13 protein-coding genes are annotated in these 14,299 nt (G+C 67.2%); 6 read left to right on the top strand and 7 right to left on the bottom strand.

Annotation, left to right across the window (positions count from 1 at the left end; translation table 11 throughout):
* Positions 1-7: 7 nt before the first annotated feature.
* The 4 genes from KEG57_RS13390 to KEG57_RS13405 form a co-directional block, all read right to left on the bottom strand.
* Positions 8-1,324: an inositol-3-phosphate synthase gene (locus KEG57_RS13390; RefSeq protein ID WP_272420155.1), complete on the bottom strand. Its 1,317-nt coding sequence runs from the start codon at positions 1,322-1,324 to the stop codon at positions 8-10.
* 284 nt (positions 1,325-1,608) lie between these two features.
* Entirely contained in the window at positions 1,609-2,781 is a 1,173-nt protein-coding gene (locus tag KEG57_RS13395) for a FecR domain-containing protein (protein WP_272420156.1), read from the bottom strand.
* Between the two features lie 20 nt (positions 2,782-2,801).
* Positions 2,802-3,383, bottom strand: coding sequence for an RNA polymerase sigma factor (locus KEG57_RS13400; RefSeq protein WP_272420157.1), 582 nt, complete (start codon positions 3,381-3,383; stop codon positions 2,802-2,804).
* Complete coding sequence (locus KEG57_RS13405; protein ID WP_272420158.1) at positions 3,380-4,267, bottom strand: hypothetical protein; 888 nt, start codon at positions 4,265-4,267, stop codon at positions 3,380-3,382. Before KEG57_RS13405 ends, KEG57_RS13400 begins: the two co-directional genes overlap by 4 nt.
* Before the next feature lie 194 nt (positions 4,268-4,461).
* Between KEG57_RS13405 and KEG57_RS13410 the strand changes: the two genes are divergently transcribed.
* Both KEG57_RS13410 and KEG57_RS13415 read left to right on the top strand, forming a co-directional pair.
* Positions 4,462-5,556 (top strand): isoaspartyl peptidase/L-asparaginase family protein, encoded by a 1,095-nt coding sequence (locus KEG57_RS13410; protein WP_272420159.1) that lies wholly within the window; start codon positions 4,462-4,464, stop codon positions 5,554-5,556.
* Positions 5,557-5,633: 77 nt separating this feature from the next.
* Complete coding sequence (locus KEG57_RS13415) at positions 5,634-6,614, top strand: hypothetical protein (protein ID WP_272420160.1); 981 nt, start codon at positions 5,634-5,636, stop codon at positions 6,612-6,614.
* A gap of 3 nt (positions 6,615-6,617) precedes the next feature.
* Here KEG57_RS13415 and KEG57_RS13420 read toward each other — a convergent pair whose 3' ends face one another.
* Positions 6,618-7,748 (bottom strand): ATP-grasp domain-containing protein, encoded by a 1,131-nt coding sequence (locus KEG57_RS13420; RefSeq protein ID WP_272420161.1) that lies wholly within the window; start codon positions 7,746-7,748, stop codon positions 6,618-6,620.
* Between the two features lie 80 nt (positions 7,749-7,828).
* Positions 7,829-8,803 (bottom strand): TolB-like translocation protein, encoded by a 975-nt coding sequence (locus KEG57_RS13425; protein ID WP_272458510.1) that lies wholly within the window; start codon positions 8,801-8,803, stop codon positions 7,829-7,831.
* Between the two features lie 193 nt (positions 8,804-8,996).
* Here KEG57_RS13425 and KEG57_RS13430 point away from each other — a divergent pair, with 193 nt between their 5' ends.
* Positions 8,997-9,371 carry a hypothetical protein gene (locus KEG57_RS13430; protein ID WP_272458511.1) on the top strand — a complete coding sequence of 125 codons (375 nt, stop codon included), beginning with the start codon at positions 8,997-8,999 and terminating at the stop codon, positions 9,369-9,371.
* 46 nt (positions 9,372-9,417) lie between these two features.
* Here KEG57_RS13430 and KEG57_RS13435 read toward each other — a convergent pair whose 3' ends face one another.
* Entirely contained in the window at positions 9,418-10,638 is a 1,221-nt protein-coding gene (locus KEG57_RS13435; RefSeq protein WP_272458512.1) for an MFS transporter, read from the bottom strand.
* Positions 10,639-10,733: 95 nt separating this feature from the next.
* Between KEG57_RS13435 and KEG57_RS13440 the strand changes: the two genes are divergently transcribed.
* The 3 genes from KEG57_RS13440 to KEG57_RS13450 all read left to right on the top strand — a co-directional run bounded on the left by KEG57_RS13440 (position 10,734) and on the right by KEG57_RS13450 (position 14,028).
* The gene (locus KEG57_RS13440) at positions 10,734-11,654 is read left to right on the top strand and encodes a LysR family transcriptional regulator (protein WP_272420165.1); all 921 of its coding nucleotides are present in this window, start codon (positions 10,734-10,736) and stop codon (positions 11,652-11,654) included.
* A gap of 200 nt (positions 11,655-11,854) precedes the next feature.
* Positions 11,855-13,129 (top strand): outer membrane exchange protein TraA family protein, encoded by a 1,275-nt coding sequence (gene traA / locus KEG57_RS13445; RefSeq protein ID WP_272458513.1) that lies wholly within the window; start codon positions 11,855-11,857, stop codon positions 13,127-13,129.
* A 254-nt stretch (positions 13,130-13,383) separates the two neighbouring features.
* On the top strand, positions 13,384-14,028 hold the full coding sequence (locus KEG57_RS13450; RefSeq protein WP_272458514.1) for a hypothetical protein: 645 nt from the start codon (positions 13,384-13,386) through the stop codon (positions 14,026-14,028).
* Positions 14,029-14,299 lie beyond the last annotated feature (271 nt).

Raw genomic sequence — 14,299 nt, forward strand, 5'->3', positions numbered from 1 at the left:
GACGGGATCAGTCGTAGTACTCGTTGCCGAGGTGGGTGATGAGCTCCTCGCCGATCATCCACCGCAGCGTGTTCTTGAGCTTCATCGATTGGATGAAGAGGTCGTGCTCCGGGTAGAGCTCCGGCGCCGTCATCGGGCTCTTGAAATAGAAGCTCAGCCACTCCTGCGTCCCGCGCATCGACGCGCGCGCCGCGAGGTCGAGCAAAAGCGCCAGATCGAGCACGATGGGCGCCGCGAGGATCGAGTCCCGGCAGAGGAAGTTGACCTTTATCTGCATCGGGTAACCGAGCCACCCGAAGATATCGAGGTTGTCCCAGCCCTCCTTGGCATCGCCGCGCGGCGGGTAATACTCGATACGGACCTTGTGGTAGATCTCGCCATAAAGGTCCGGATACCGCTGGGGCTGGAGGATCTGCTCGAGCACGCCGAGCTTGGAGACCTCCTTCGTCTTGAAGCTGTTCGGGTCGTCGAGCACCTCGCCGTCACGATTGCCGAGGATGTTGGTGGAGAACCACCCCTGCAATCCCAAGCTGCGGGCCTTGAGCCCCGGGGCGAGGATGGTCTTCATGAGCGTTTGTCCCGTCTTGAAGTCCTTGCCCGCGATGGGCACGCCCATCTCCCGCGCGAGCTGCCAAGCGGCGGGGAAATCGACGCAGAGATTGGGCGCCCCGTTCGCGAAGGGGACCCGCTCCTTGAGGCAGGCCCAGGCATAGATCTGGGAGCTCGAAATGCTCGGATCGTCCGCGGCGAGGCCCGCCTCGAACGCCGCAATGCTCTGGTGCACCGCGCCGGGGGCGATGAAGACCTCGGTGCTGCCGCACCAGATCGCCACGGCGCGCTCGGCCCCATGGCGGCGGACAAACTGCCGGATGTCTTCACGGACCTGCTCGACCATCTCCGCCTTGGACCGGGCCGCCTTGACGTGCGTGCCGTGGAGGCGGCGCACGTATTCCGGGTAAAAGGCGCCGCGCATGGGCTCGATCTGCGCAAGCTCCGCGGCGACCGCGTCGATGTGCCGCGCTTCGAGCACCTCCGCGTGCCGCGCGACCTCGAGCGCGTTATCGGGAAAAATGTCCCAGGCGCCGAACACGAGGTCGTCGAGCGATGCCAAGGGGAAGGCCTCGCGGACGAGCGGGGAGCGGTCCTCGGTGCGTTTGCCGAGGCGAATGGTGCCCATTTGCGTGAGCGAGCCGATCGGCTTTTCGAGCCCCTTGCGGGCGAGGAGCACGCCGGCGATGAAGGTGGTGGCCACGGCGCCGAGGCCGGGAAGCAATACGGCGAGCTTGCCGGTGGCGGGGCGAATCGTCTGCGGGCGTTCTCTCACGGCTCTCCTCGATCCTTGGCAGCGGCGCAGCCAGGCACGTTCGATTTCAGGCGGGTGGTTTGCCGAAGTTCTCGGTGCGCAAGATGCACGCGCGGCCGGGGCCCGGGGACTTCGATCCGACGAGCCGTTCGATCCCTCCGACGAGGCCATGCATTTGGACCACGAACCAGCAGGCAGAGTGGATGACCTTCAGGGCGCTTGCTCGACATGTGGGTCGCCTCGTCCGTCTCCCCCCGCCCACCTCCTTGCCCGCTCCGCGCCGAACCCTTCGCCAAAAAGCCGCGTCAGTTTCCTGCCATGCGTTGCGCATCGGCGCGATGCGCCCCCTTCGGCCGCGTGGCGAGGTATCGCTTGGCAGCGGCAACGGCCTCTGCGGTACGGCCCGCGCGCTGGAGTGCGACGGCTCGCAGATAATCCGCCTCGTCCGCCCGCGCATCCGCCGGGTACGTCGAGACGAACCACTCGAACTTGTCGGCGCCGGCGGCGTAATCGCCCCGACGGAGTGAATCCATCGCGTCGGCAAACGCGCGCGACGCGGCCGAAGGGACGCGCGCCGGCGGCGGAGGCACGAACGTAGGCGCGGAAGGCGGCGTCGCTGCCTCGGGGCTCTCTTCCGAGGCAGATTCGCTCGGGGCTTCCGGGAAGCGCTCGGGCGGTCGTCCGTTTCCGCGCACGACCGCGGCGCGCGACGACGTTTTCTCTTTGGCAGGCGCGCTCGGGACGACCGCGGACGACGTGGTGTCCGGCGCGGCCTTCTCGACGGGTTTTTCCTTTTCGAACGCCTCGTCCGTCGCCCGCCAGGATCCACCTGCCGGAATCACCGCCGTGAATCCCGCATACTGGACCTCGGCCGTGCCTTGCTCCACGGCCACGCGGAGGATCCGGCCCTCCTTTGCCTCGACCCGAAACGTGGTCGCGCGGACCTCGATTTGCGCGTCTTTCGTGCGCACGACGAACCGCTCCCCCGCGCCGAGCTGATTTTGCGCCACATCGAGGGCGCCGTCCTCGAGGATCACCTCGTCGAGCCCCGCGCTTCGATTGCGCGTGAAGCGGGCATCGTCCGACGGGCGCAACTGCGGCTCGGACGCCCCTTGCAGGCGCGGCGGCGCGGTCATGTGCTGCGCGGCTTCGATCCGGTTTGTCGCGGCGCTCCACTTCCCGCCGAAAAATCCGAGCGCCACCGCCATGGTCAGCGTCGCCGCCGCGAGCAGAAGCCGCGTCTTTTCGAACGAGGCACCTGGGGTCGGGAGCGCCGTCGCGCGCTCCAGAATGCCCACACGCGCGCGCTGGTGCGAAAGCGGCGTCACCCGATCGCGTGGCGCGCGTACGGCATCTCCGATTCGATGGAGGTCGCGCGCGAGGCCCGTGCACACGGCGCAGCCTTTGAGATGGCGCTCCATCGACGCCGCCTCCTGCGGGCCGAGCCGCCCGTCACGCAGGGCCTCTACGAGATTCATCCACGGGCAGCCCGTAGACGTCATCGCATCCCCCTTTCCAGCGTTCGCCGAAGCTCGGCCCGCGCCTCGTGCAGGCGCCGCCAGACCGTGCCGACCGGCGTGCCGAGGATCTGCGCGACCTCGGGACCGGACATGCCATTGTATTCGACCATCACCAGCACGATCCGCTTCTCGTCGGAGAGGCGCGCGATGGCCGCCTGCAGGAGCGCCTCCTCCTCGGCCTGGTTCACGTGCTCCTCCGGGCTCGGCCGAGACGCCGTGGGGGCCGCGCAAAAGGCATCGTAGAGCGCGCGCAGCCGCGCGAACGTGCGCTTGCGCCGCCGGAGGAGCTGCACGGCGATGCCCATCAAAAAAGGCAATGCCGAGGCACGCCCGTCGAACGAGGCGGCCGCGCGGGTCGCCGTGAGAAACGTCTCCTGCACGAGATCGTCGACGTCCGAGGCATTGGGCGCGGCGCGCAGGAGGAACTGGCGAACGGGTTCGTGGTAACGATCGAAGAGAATGCCCAGCGGCCCGAGCTCGCCTTGGGCGATTGCAACGAGCAGCTCCGCGTCGCTGAGAGCGGGGGCATTCGAGAGACGCTTGGGGGCGAGCGTCGTCATGGAATCGCCACCTCGAGCCCGACCCCGAGGCCGAGCGTGTAGCCCGGGAAAGGCACCGACGCCCACGCGCGCCCGCTCGGCGCGACTTCGCCGTCGACGGCGATCACGGCACGGAACGCGCCGGAGATCGGGACGACGACCTGCGTCTCCAGGCCGAGCCGGAAATAAAGCCGCGTATCCTGGTCGAACTTCTTGTCGCCTTCGAGCTCCTCCTCCGGCACCACGCTCGACACCACTGCGAGGGAAGGCCGAAGCGCGGGCCTGAGCTCGATGGATCCCACGGTAAAAGAGCGAAATGCCGAGGCGCCAATGCATAGCTCCGCCGTCTGCGGCAGCCCCTCGACAAACGACATTGAAAAACCATCTTGACGGATCCAAACCCCACCCCCCCACGATCGGAAGGGCACCGCTGCCGAGAGGGTCACCCCACCCCAGATCCGATGCGCCGGCCCCGCGTACCGGGGCCCGACGGCAATGCCCAAGAGCACACGCGGTTCGCGTGGCTGCGGATCCTTCTGCGGCGTGGAAGGCGTCTCGGGGCTCGGAGGCAGCGGCTTGGCGAGGAGCGCCTCGCCGAGCGGCCCGACTTCGTCCGGCGACTCGACCTCGCGCGTGACGGTATGCCCGTCCGCGTCGACGACGGTCACCTGAGCCACGTCCGTGCTGACGACCAGATCGACCTCGCCGCCCACACAGCTCCAGGGCTGCCCCGCTGTGCCGGTCGCCGCGACCAGGTCCTCGACGGCGCGTCGCCATGCCTCAGGCTGGGCGGAGACGTTTGCCCCGAGGCGCGCCGGCGTACATGGCTGCGGGGGCGCCGCGCTCGCCGCAGTGGGGAGCATCGCCGAGAGGGTCAGGCCGAGGAACGTCGTGCGCAGCGTCAAGAGGCGAGGACTCCACCCCTCCTTGCCCGCTCGTCGGCGGACCCTTCGGAGAAAAATCGCACGGGCGTGGGAGCCGGGTCAAGCGGGGTCCCCTTCCATACATTGGAAAAACCGCGGTATTCGTGTCCTGGCCCTCTCGCAGGCGCCGGCCGATCCGTGGCTGCATATATGTAGGGAATGGTGTAGACCCACGCATGCCTGCTGTTTGCCGCCGCGCCCTCGCGGCCATTGCCATGTGCGCCCTGTTCACGTCGCTCGGCTGCTCGCCGGTTTTGCCGACCCCTCGCTCGGACGTCGAAAAAACCGACGTCCCCCGCCCCGCGCCTCGCTGGGGAATCGTCATTCACGGAGGCGCGGGCGTCCTGGATCGCGCCTCGCTCTCCCCCGAACGCGAGGCCGAGACACGCGCGGTTCTCACGGCGTCGCTCGAGGCAGGGCACGGGATCCTCGCGAAGGGCGGCAGCAGCCTGGACGCCGTCACGGCGGCCATTCGTATCCTCGAGGATTCGCCCCTCTTCAATGCCGGCAAGGGCGCGGTCTTCACGCACGACGGCACGAACGAGCTCGACGCGGCCCTCATGAACGGCCACACGCGCGAGGCGGGCGCGGTGGCGGGGCTACGCCACGTGCGAAACCCCATCGCGCTCGCGCGCGCCGTGATGGAGAAATCACCACACGTGATGATGATTGGCGAGGGCGCCGAGCGCTTCGCCGAGCAAGAGGGGCTCGCGCTCGTGCCCGAGAGTTATTTCTACACGGAGGAGCGCTGGCAGGCGCTCCAGCGCGCCCTCGCGGCGGAGAAAAAGGCGCCTCCGCCGCCGCAGCAGGGCAAACCACAGAGCTTCTGGGAGAGCCCCGCGGGGCGTGATTCCAAATTCGGCACGGTCGGCGCGGTGGCGCTCGACCAGGCGGGCCACCTCGCGGCGGGGACGTCGACGGGCGGGATGACGAACAAGCGGTTCGGGCGCGTCGGGGATTCGCCGATCATCGGCGCGGGGACGTACGCGGACGAGGGCTGCGCGGTGTCCGCGACGGGGCACGGGGAATATTTCATCCGGTACACGGTGGCTCGCGACGTGTGCGCCCGGGTCGAGTATTCGGGAATGGGGCTCGGGGCGGCGGCGGATCGGGTGGTCATGGACATCCTGGTGAAGGCCGGGGGCGAGGGAGGCATCATCGCCATGGACGCACAGGGAAACGTGGCCATGCCGTTCAATTCGAAGGGGATGTACCGCGGAACCATGGGAGCGGACGGGATCGCATCGGTGGCGATTTTCCGGGATCCGTGAGCCCCATGAGCAAGCGAGCCGAGACAACCGTGCAGGAGCGGCGTGACGGCTCGTGATTCGTGTCTAGACTTCCCTTCATGAGGCTCGTCGGACAGATCCACGTGACGCTCCGGGGCGAGGTCATCCATCGGGAGCCGAGCGTCTGGGAGAAAATCAAGCAACGGCTCGGCGGCTCGCCGGGCCTCGCCACGGACCGCGTGCGCGTGGCGTTCGAGGCGAGCTCGCTCGTCGACGCGATCAAGCGCGCGCTCGTGAGCCTGGGGTTCGACAACGCCGTGTCGCTCGTGGTCGACGATACCGTCGTTTTTCAGGACACGGACGGCAAGGCGGGGGATCTGCCGGATCTCATGATCGCGATGTCGGACCACACATCGCTCTTCGGCAGTGGATTCCGCGAGCTAAGGCTGGCGCTCGAGCATGAGGAGGCCGGCTTGCACCTGCTCGTCGAGACGCGCGCGTTCACCGAGCACCACGCGGGAGAGCCCTCGGCGTATGTCTCGATCGGCGGCCGCCTCCAGGATCTCGAACCCAGGCGCGGCGAGTCCGCGGAGGAATACCGAAATCGTGTCGCGCCGCTCGTCACGGACACGACGCGCCTCGAGGGCGCGCGGCTGCAGTTCGAATCGTTCGTCACGCGCCTCGAGGACGCCTTGCGGGCCACGATGCCCGAGGCGATCATCTCGCAAAAGCGCGCCGAGGCGCTCGTCGTGCGGCCGTCGCGCGAGCCGGAGCAGGAGACGAGGCTCGAACCTTCGAACCCGGCCTACGACCCTTACGCGCGGTATTACCCGAGCCCGATGGGGATGATGCTCGACGTCATGCTGATCTCGTCGTTCATGCACATGATGCATGCACCGATGATCCACGTGGTGAACCCGTCCGGAGCGCATGTCGGATCGGCCGCGGACGTCTCGCAAAACCCTGGGCTCGCGGAGGCCGATTCCACAGATACGGGGGACGGCGGGGACGTCGGCCACGAGGACGGCGGAGGCGACGATTTCGGGGGCGGCGACTTCGGGGGCGACGACTTCGGCGGGGATTTCGGCGGGTTCGACTGATTCTCACGGGTCATCATCGAGTAGCCAAACCGCCGAGCTCTGCTCGACAGGCTCGCCGACGAGCTCCGCTGCAGAATCGAGGATCTCGGGCCACGTCGACGCGGCATACCCAGCACGACGCGCCAGATCGGCGCCCCGCGCCGCGACGATCAAAGCGTGCGCGGCGGGCACATTGTAGCCCGCCGCATAAAGCGGGTTGAGCTCGAGCACCACCGGCCCCCCACCACGAACGAAGGCGAGATCCGCCACGTAACTTGGCGGAAAATCCGCCCCGAGCAGGGCCGGCGCGAGCGAGCGCACGGCGTCGACAACGATTTCACGGCGATCGGCAAGCGCGCTTTCGAGGGCGCGCCGCGGTTCGTCGGCGAGAACCTCGAACGGGCCATGATAACTGGCCATCAGGACGCGACCGCACAGCACCGTGAGCCGCACCTCGAAGGGTACACGAACGGCATCACGCGCGCCCGGGAGCGCCGGCAGCTCGATCCGCTCGAGCTCGAGATGCTCGCGCAATGCGAGGCCGCCGACGTCGAGAGATACGCGCAGGCGGCGGATCACTTCGAAGACGGTCGCCTCGATGTCCGCCTGGTTGCTGCCGAAGTAATGCTCCGGGTTGGTCGACTTGGTCGACGTGTAGAAGCCACGAATGAAGATGCCTTCATGCGGCTCGATCTCCGCATCGAAGAGGGCATTGTAGATCGTCTCGGTCAACAGGTTACGCACGGCCGCTGGTGAATCGATGGCCGCGGCGCATGCGTCGTCCACCGGCAAAAAGGCCGTCCGCGGCGTGGGAATGCCGGCGCGCACGAGGACCGGGTACGAACGATCGAGCCCGAGGACCCGCTCCACGTCGTCGGGAGGGTCGAGGACACACGCGGGCAGAAGGGCGAAGGCGCGATCGAAGACGGTCCGATACCTCTCTCGCGGCAGCATGGGCAGATCGATCCAGCACACGCTGCCGCGCACGTCGCCCGCGTCCAGCGCGTTCGCGTGACGGATGGCGATGTCCCAGCCTTGCAGGCGTGCGAGCTCGGTCCAGAAGGCGTGGCGGCGCTTGATCATGGCCACGTTCCGAGGGTCGGCGTGGGGATCGAAGGCGCGGTCGAGGTCGGAGATCAGCGCGATGCGGGGCACGGCTCAAGCTTCGCACATTTCGAGTAGCCGGGCCCTTCCGGGATCGCCCAGACGTGGTACACCTCAGCGTTCGTCTTGCATCATTTGCAGCTCATGGTGACGCCTGCGCCCGCCACCCGGGCGGTCCAATACACGTGCGTGGCATCGACCGCCACGTCGAACGCGCTTATCTGCGGGCCGCGCGCCACATTGGCCACGTCGCCGCCCTCCTTGGGTACACGAATGACGCCGCGCTCGTCGAGCGAGCCGCCATCCTTGCTGCGCAGCGTGACGTAGACGTCATCGCCGTCCAGCGTGAGGCTCACGGGATCGGCAAGGTCCTTGGCCAGCACGACCGGCGTGCCACCGGCCTTGGGGGCCTTCATCAGCGTGCCGGCCGAGGGCTCGACCCAGTAGACGTTCGTCCCGTCCACCTCGAGCTCGTGGAAAAAAATATGGTATGTGACGGTGGTGGGAGGCGCGATCTCCTCGATCTCGCCGCCTGCCTTGGGCACGCGCACGGTGCGGCCCGAGAGGTCGTCCGCGTTGCCGATGGTGCGCACGTAGACGAACGCGTCGTCGACCGCGATGGAGCCCGCGCCCGAAATCGACGCGAGGGATTCGACCTTGGACATGTCCTTGGGCGTCCGGAAGAGGCCTGCCGTCGACGTGAAATAGACGCTGCTCTCATCCACCGCGACCACGCTGATCGAATCCTGTGCGAGGACCACCGCCCCGCTGCCGTCCTTGTTCATCCGCACGAGCTTCTCGGCGTAATCCACGACGTACAGCGCCTCGTCATCCATGGCCAGCGTGTACGCCAGATTGAATCCCTGCGCGAGGCGCTTCGGCGACGTGCCGCCCGGATCCGCTCGCCATACCGAGTCATCGCGGGTCCAGTAGACGCCGCTCTCATCCGCGACGATACCGTTCACCGCGCTCTCGTCCACGCCCTCGTTGAACGTGACCAGAGGGCATCCACCAGGGCCGTAGCTCGTATTCGGTGGATCGTTCGTTGCCTGATCGCTGCACCCGACGAGGAGCAGGGTCACCAATACCGAAGAAATTGCACGCACGTTTATCCTCCTGGAAGGAAGCGGGCCCGCGCCATGCACACAACGTGCCAGCAATTCATTCCGCGGAGAATGCTCTCCAACTATGAATAGAGGTTCACAGCCACCCGGGCGAAAGGGTCATTCTCGTTCCAGGTTTGTGTTGTAGACCTGGATGGTGTATGAGAAATGTACTTCCGTGGTCGGGAGGGACAACATGAACCGCACGAGACCCCTGATATCGGAAGAAGACACCAGGCGCCTCGTCGAGGAGGCCGTGCGCAAGACCAGCGCGGAGCACCCCGGCGACGCCGAGGCCATGAAAGCCGCGCTGCACGACGTGTGGCGTGTATGGTCAAGGGACTGGGTGACCAGCATCATGGGCGGCGACGGCGGCACGACCGTCTTCGCGGAGCGCGGCGCGCTGTACATCGGATACCGGTGGCTCGGGCGCGACTGGGAATCCAAGTTCGAATGGCGTGAGGGGCAGTGGGTCGAGACGGAGGCGTACGACGGCTACCTCGAGGGCTGGGGGCTCGTGGACGCGTTCATGTCGGGGTTGCATTTCGATTCTCCCAACGCGTACCTTTGAGCGCATCGCCGCGTGAGCAACGTGGCCCAACAGCGATTGAGCCGGTTCACGCCGTCGCCGCTCGACGTACCATCCGCACGACCAGCGCGGCGGTCGAAGTCGCCGTCGCCAGCGCGACGACGCCCATCCAGCCCCATTGCGCCAGTGCCAAGCTGGCGAGCGCGGCGCCCCCAGCCATGCCGATGAACATACCGGTGAACAGCAGCGCATTCAGACGGCTGCGCGCGCCGGGTTCGATGCCATACACCAGGGTTTGGTGCGCGACCAGCGTCGCCTGAACACCGAAATCGAAGCCGATCGCGGCGACGACGATCAGGCCCAGTTGCGCCGAGGCCGGCAGCAGCGGTGAAAGCACCATGGTCGCGAACGAAACCGCGGTCAGCCCTGCGCCAAGACGCGTGACGAGCTCCGGTCCGCGTCGGTCGGCCAAACGCCCGGCCAGCGGTGCGGCCAGCGCGCCGGCCGCGCCGGCCAGCCCAAAAGCGCCGGCGGCGGCACTGCCCAGGTGGAAGCTGCCGTGTAGCATGACCGCCAGCGTCGACCAGAAGCCACCAAAACCGAGCGCCAGCAATCCCTGCGCGAGCGTCGCCTGCCGCAACGCCGGATAACGGCGCCATAACGCAACCAGCGAACCCATCAAGGCGCGGTAGCCTAGCTGGGTCGTGGGCTCAAAGCGCGGCAATCCCTGCCAGGCGACCACGCCGATCAACGCCATGGCGCCCGCGGCCGCCGTATACACGGCGCGCCAGCCAAAATGCTCGGCCACGAAGCCGCTGACCACGCGCGACAGCAGGATGCCCAAAAGCAGGCCGGTCATCACCGTACCCACCACCTTGCCGCGCTGCGATTCCGGCGCCAGCGTCGCGGCAGCCGGCACGATGTCCTGCGCCAGCGTCGCCGTCAGCCCGACGGCCAAGCTGGCCCCGAGCAGCCAGCCAATCCCCGGGGCGAAGCCGCAGAGCAGCAGTGAAAGCGAAAGCAGCGCTGCCTTGACCAGAATGATGCTGCGCCGATCGTATCTATCCCCGAGCGGGGCGAGCAGCAGAATCCCCAGGGCATACCCCAGTTGCGTCGACGTGGGCACCAGGCCCAGAAGCCAGTCGCCAGCTTGGAGGTCCGGGCCGAGCACCCCCAGCATCGGCTGGCTGTAATAGAGCGACGCAACGCTCAGTCCGGCGCCGGTGGCCAGCAGAAGCACGAGCGAGCGGGAGAGCCCGCCCTGGGCAGGGGCGGTGACGGTGACATGCGTGACCTGAATGGATGCCATGGTGGACGCCTCTTCGGTTGACCTGAGGCCATCGTACAAGCCGCTCCGAAGACGTGGTAGCTGCCTCGGGCGCAGACTTGATATACGCTGCGCGTATGACCAACCCAGACATGACCGGCATGGACCGGATCGGCCTGATGCAGACCTTCGTGCGCATCGTCGAGGCCGGCAGCCTCTCGGCCGCGGCCGCGCAACTGGGGACCAGCCAGCCCACCGTGAGCCGGCGCCTGCAGGCGCTCGAGCGCTCCCTGGGCCTCAAGCTGCTGCAGCGCTCGACCCACGTCATGAAACTCACCGACGATGGCGCGCGCTGCTTCGCGCATGCCAAGACGCTCCTGGATCGCTGGGAGGCGATGACCGCCGACCTGCGCGGGGCCAAGGACGCGCCGGAAGGCCATTTACGGGTCCTGGTTCCGCACGCATTCGGGCAGCAGCAGCTCATCGCGCCGTTGACGGCGTACCTGAAGCGTCATCCGCTTGTCACGGTCGAATGGCTGCTCCACGATCGGCGTCCCGATTTCATTGCCGAGGGCATCGATTGCGCCGTGCAGGTCGGCGCGGTGGACGATCCTTCCGTGGTGGCCGTTCGCTTGGCCGAGGTGCCGCGCATCGTCGTGGCCGCCCCGGACTTGTTCCGCGAGCGGCCGCTTCCGCGGCAGCCGGACGATCTCGCGGCGCTGCCATGGCTTGCGCTGCAGACCTATTATCGCAACGAAGTGGCGCTGGTGCGAAAGGCCGATGGCGTCACGCGCCGCTTTGTGATCCGGCCCCGCCTGAGCACCGATAGCCTGTATGCGCTACGCAACGCGATGCTCTCGGGGCTCGGGGCAGGCATCGTCTCTGCGTGGATGGTGACCGACGATCTGGAGCAGGGGCGACTTTTGCACCTGGCACCCGCGTGGGAAGCGCCGCGGCTGCCCGTCCACCTGGTCTATCCCTATGCGCGCTTCTACCCGGCCCGGCTGCGCGTGTTCCTGGAGGCCATGCGCGAAGCGGTGCCGACCATCGCCGGGTAGCTCGAGAACAGGGAAGCGAATCTCGCAGCCTCTCCGCTCCTCCCATTGCCCTGCGCGCGAGAATCGTGCTGCCGCGCGCCCCGGCGATTCGCTTCTTGTCCCGCTTGCTCCACCTGTGTTAGGGTCCCGACTGTGCACGCACAGTGCGGCACATCCTTAATGGTGATATCATGCAGGTAAAACGGTTACTTGGGGGTTCCTTGGTCTGCCTCGCTCTCGCTCCGGCTGCGGCTCACGCGGAGCCCGTCACCGTGCCGGAGGGCGTCGCGGACGCCATCGTCGGCGAAGGTACGGGCCTGTGCGCCGCGTCGGCGATAGCGACGAACCCCACAGTGGACTTCGGCCTCCTGAGCCCCGAGAACTTCACGGGGGCGGTCGACACGTTCATCGACGCGCACGCGGCCGATCGCGTCGAGTACGTGATCCGATCGCTCTTCGATCTGTCCAACAACAACGCGTCCGGGCTCCAGGTGAGCTACGGCGATTTCATCGACGCCGCGCTGCCGGATTGCAAGACAGGTGGGTGCGATTTCTTCGTCAACGACGCGACGACGTCCTTCGCCTCGCGCATGCGCGGCTACTTCAACGTCACGGCCGACCTCGTGAACAAGCCCATCCACTTCGGGGTGTACACGGACGACGCCGTCAGTCTCACGGTGTACGACAAGGCACTCAATGCATATCCCGTCGTCGTCCGCCCCCCCGAGTTCGGCGCGGCGACATGGCGCGTGACGAACGAGGTCAACTTCTCGACCCCGGGGCTCTACCCGATCGAGATTCTCTACACCCAGCTCAAGGAGCACGCCGCGCTCGAGATCTCGTATTTCGTAGGGGACTTCGAGGACTTCGAGCGAGCGGCCAACGCGCCGCCCGTCGTCAAGCTCAACGACGAGGGATTCACGCTTTTCCCGGCGACCTCGTTTTTCCAGACGCTGAAGGGCAACCCCTCGAACCCGGATCTCGGCGCCTGCAAGCAATGCGAGCGGCAGTTCGTCAACCAGGCCGGCAACAACGGCTGCGACGCCGGGCAGTACTGCAATGACGCGGCGCTCTGCGCGCCTTGCGACACGGACAAAGCCTGCGGGTCGAGCTGCTCGCCTTGCGGCGGCGAAACCCCATTCTGCGTGGACCTGAACGGCGCCGTCCAGTGCGGCGGTTGCCGCACGGACGCTGATTGCCAGAGTGGCGACACCTGCGATCCGAGCACGAAGACCTGCGAGGAATCGTCTTCGCCCGCGGGCTCGGGTGGAGCCGGCGGAAGCGGCGGCGGTGGCGGCGGCGGTGGCATCGGTGGCGGTGGCACCGGCGGCGGCGGTATCGGCGGCGGCGGCACCGACGGCCTCGAAGGCGGTTGTGCTTGTCGGGCCGAATCGAGCTCATCGAACCCCGGAGCCGCGGGCATTCTGGGTCTCGCGAGCGCGGCGATGGCTTATGCCCGGTCGCGACGGCGCGTGTCCAAATCCTCGCGCCGTTGACGTTCACGGTCCCACCACAGGCACGTAGCGCCGAGCCACCTCCCAGGACCTCGGCGCCCCCTCCCCCGGCATAATTCTTCTTCGCTTGCTTCAAGCGGACCCGGCGTGTGGCGGCGGGCAACATGTAGCGGGCCGGCAACATCCCTGATCCACGTGTCCTCTGCCGCCGGGAGGCGCGCCGCGCCGAAGGCTCGCGCCTTCCTCGCCAAGCCACGAAAACACCTCGTGGCATCGACATTGCTTTTCCCGTCCGCATGACGACCACGCTTCGCCTCTCGACGTCCCTCGCTTCAGCGCTCCTCGTGACCTCGATGGCTTTCCATGCGTCCGCCGCGGAGCCGCGTGAGCACTCGTTGTCGGCGACCATCGGCCTCACGCCCCTTTACTTCGGCGAGGCGGTGGGTTTTACGGACGGAGGGGGCGATTACTTCGCCTCCGCCAACGAGCCTCTGCTCTTCGGGCTCTCGGCCGATTACATGCGCAGCTACGGCCTCGTTCGCGTGGGCGTCGGACTGCGATACGAAAGCGTCCAGGACACGAACACCCACTGGTACAGGGACTGGCAGACATTCTCACACGAGCTCGGAATCTCCGGGCTCCTTTCGCTCGGCGGCACGACCCGCAGTGGCGTGGACATCGCCGCGACGCTCGGCCTCGGGATCGGCCACTCCTGGATACCAAACTTCGATTTGTACCCCCCGAGCTGGGGCGGAACCGGCGAGCTGCTCGTCTCGGTCGCCATTCCGGTCACCCGGGCCTCCGACTTCTTCCTGCGCAGCGGCATGAGCGTGGCCTTTTACATCGGCAACATGACCCAGGAGGGGGAGTATCCTCGTCCCGACGCCGTTCTCCGCCGCGCCTACTTCCCCTTCGAGCTGGGCTTCCGCAGACGCTTTTGACCGCTCCGCAGTCACGGCACGCTGTCATGCCCGCGTGACACTGTCGCGGCCTCGTAACACGCTTGCGGCTCTTTTCGCGGCTTTTCCCGCCGAATTTCCTGGCAAGCTTCTTGCGATTGCGCTCGACGCGACGACACGATGCGCTATTACGTGACCATCCAGAGCGGGGAAGAGAAGGGGCCGTACGAGGAAAACGAGGTGCGCGCCTGGCTCGCCGCAGGCACCATGCCGAGGACCGCGCCGACCCGCGCCGAGCAGGAAGCCCTCGCCC

It is taken from the genome of Polyangium jinanense (genome assembly GCF_028435365.1).

What these genes read in the sequence shown, in the direction of transcription:
- KEG57_RS13430 (WP_272458511.1), top strand. Translation starts at nt 8,997, where the DNA reads ATGAACCGCACGAGACCCCTGATATCGGAAGAAGACACCAGGCGCCTC.
- KEG57_RS13400 (WP_272420157.1), bottom strand. Translation starts at nt 3,383, where the DNA reads ATGACGACGCTCGCCCCCAAGCGTCTCTCGAATGCCCCCGCTCTCAGC.
- KEG57_RS13440 (WP_272420165.1), top strand. Translation starts at nt 10,734, where the DNA reads ATGACCAACCCAGACATGACCGGCATGGACCGGATCGGCCTGATGCAG.
- KEG57_RS13410 (WP_272420159.1), top strand. Translation starts at nt 4,462, where the DNA reads ATGCCTGCTGTTTGCCGCCGCGCCCTCGCGGCCATTGCCATGTGCGCC.
- KEG57_RS13395 (WP_272420156.1), bottom strand. Translation starts at nt 2,781, where the DNA reads ATGAATCTCGTAGAGGCCCTGCGTGACGGGCGGCTCGGCCCGCAGGAG.
- KEG57_RS13450 (WP_272458514.1), top strand. Translation starts at nt 13,384, where the DNA reads ATGACGACCACGCTTCGCCTCTCGACGTCCCTCGCTTCAGCGCTCCTC.
- KEG57_RS13415 (WP_272420160.1), top strand. Translation starts at nt 5,634, where the DNA reads ATGAGGCTCGTCGGACAGATCCACGTGACGCTCCGGGGCGAGGTCATC.
- KEG57_RS13435 (WP_272458512.1), bottom strand. Translation starts at nt 10,638, where the DNA reads ATGGCATCCATTCAGGTCACGCATGTCACCGTCACCGCCCCTGCCCAG.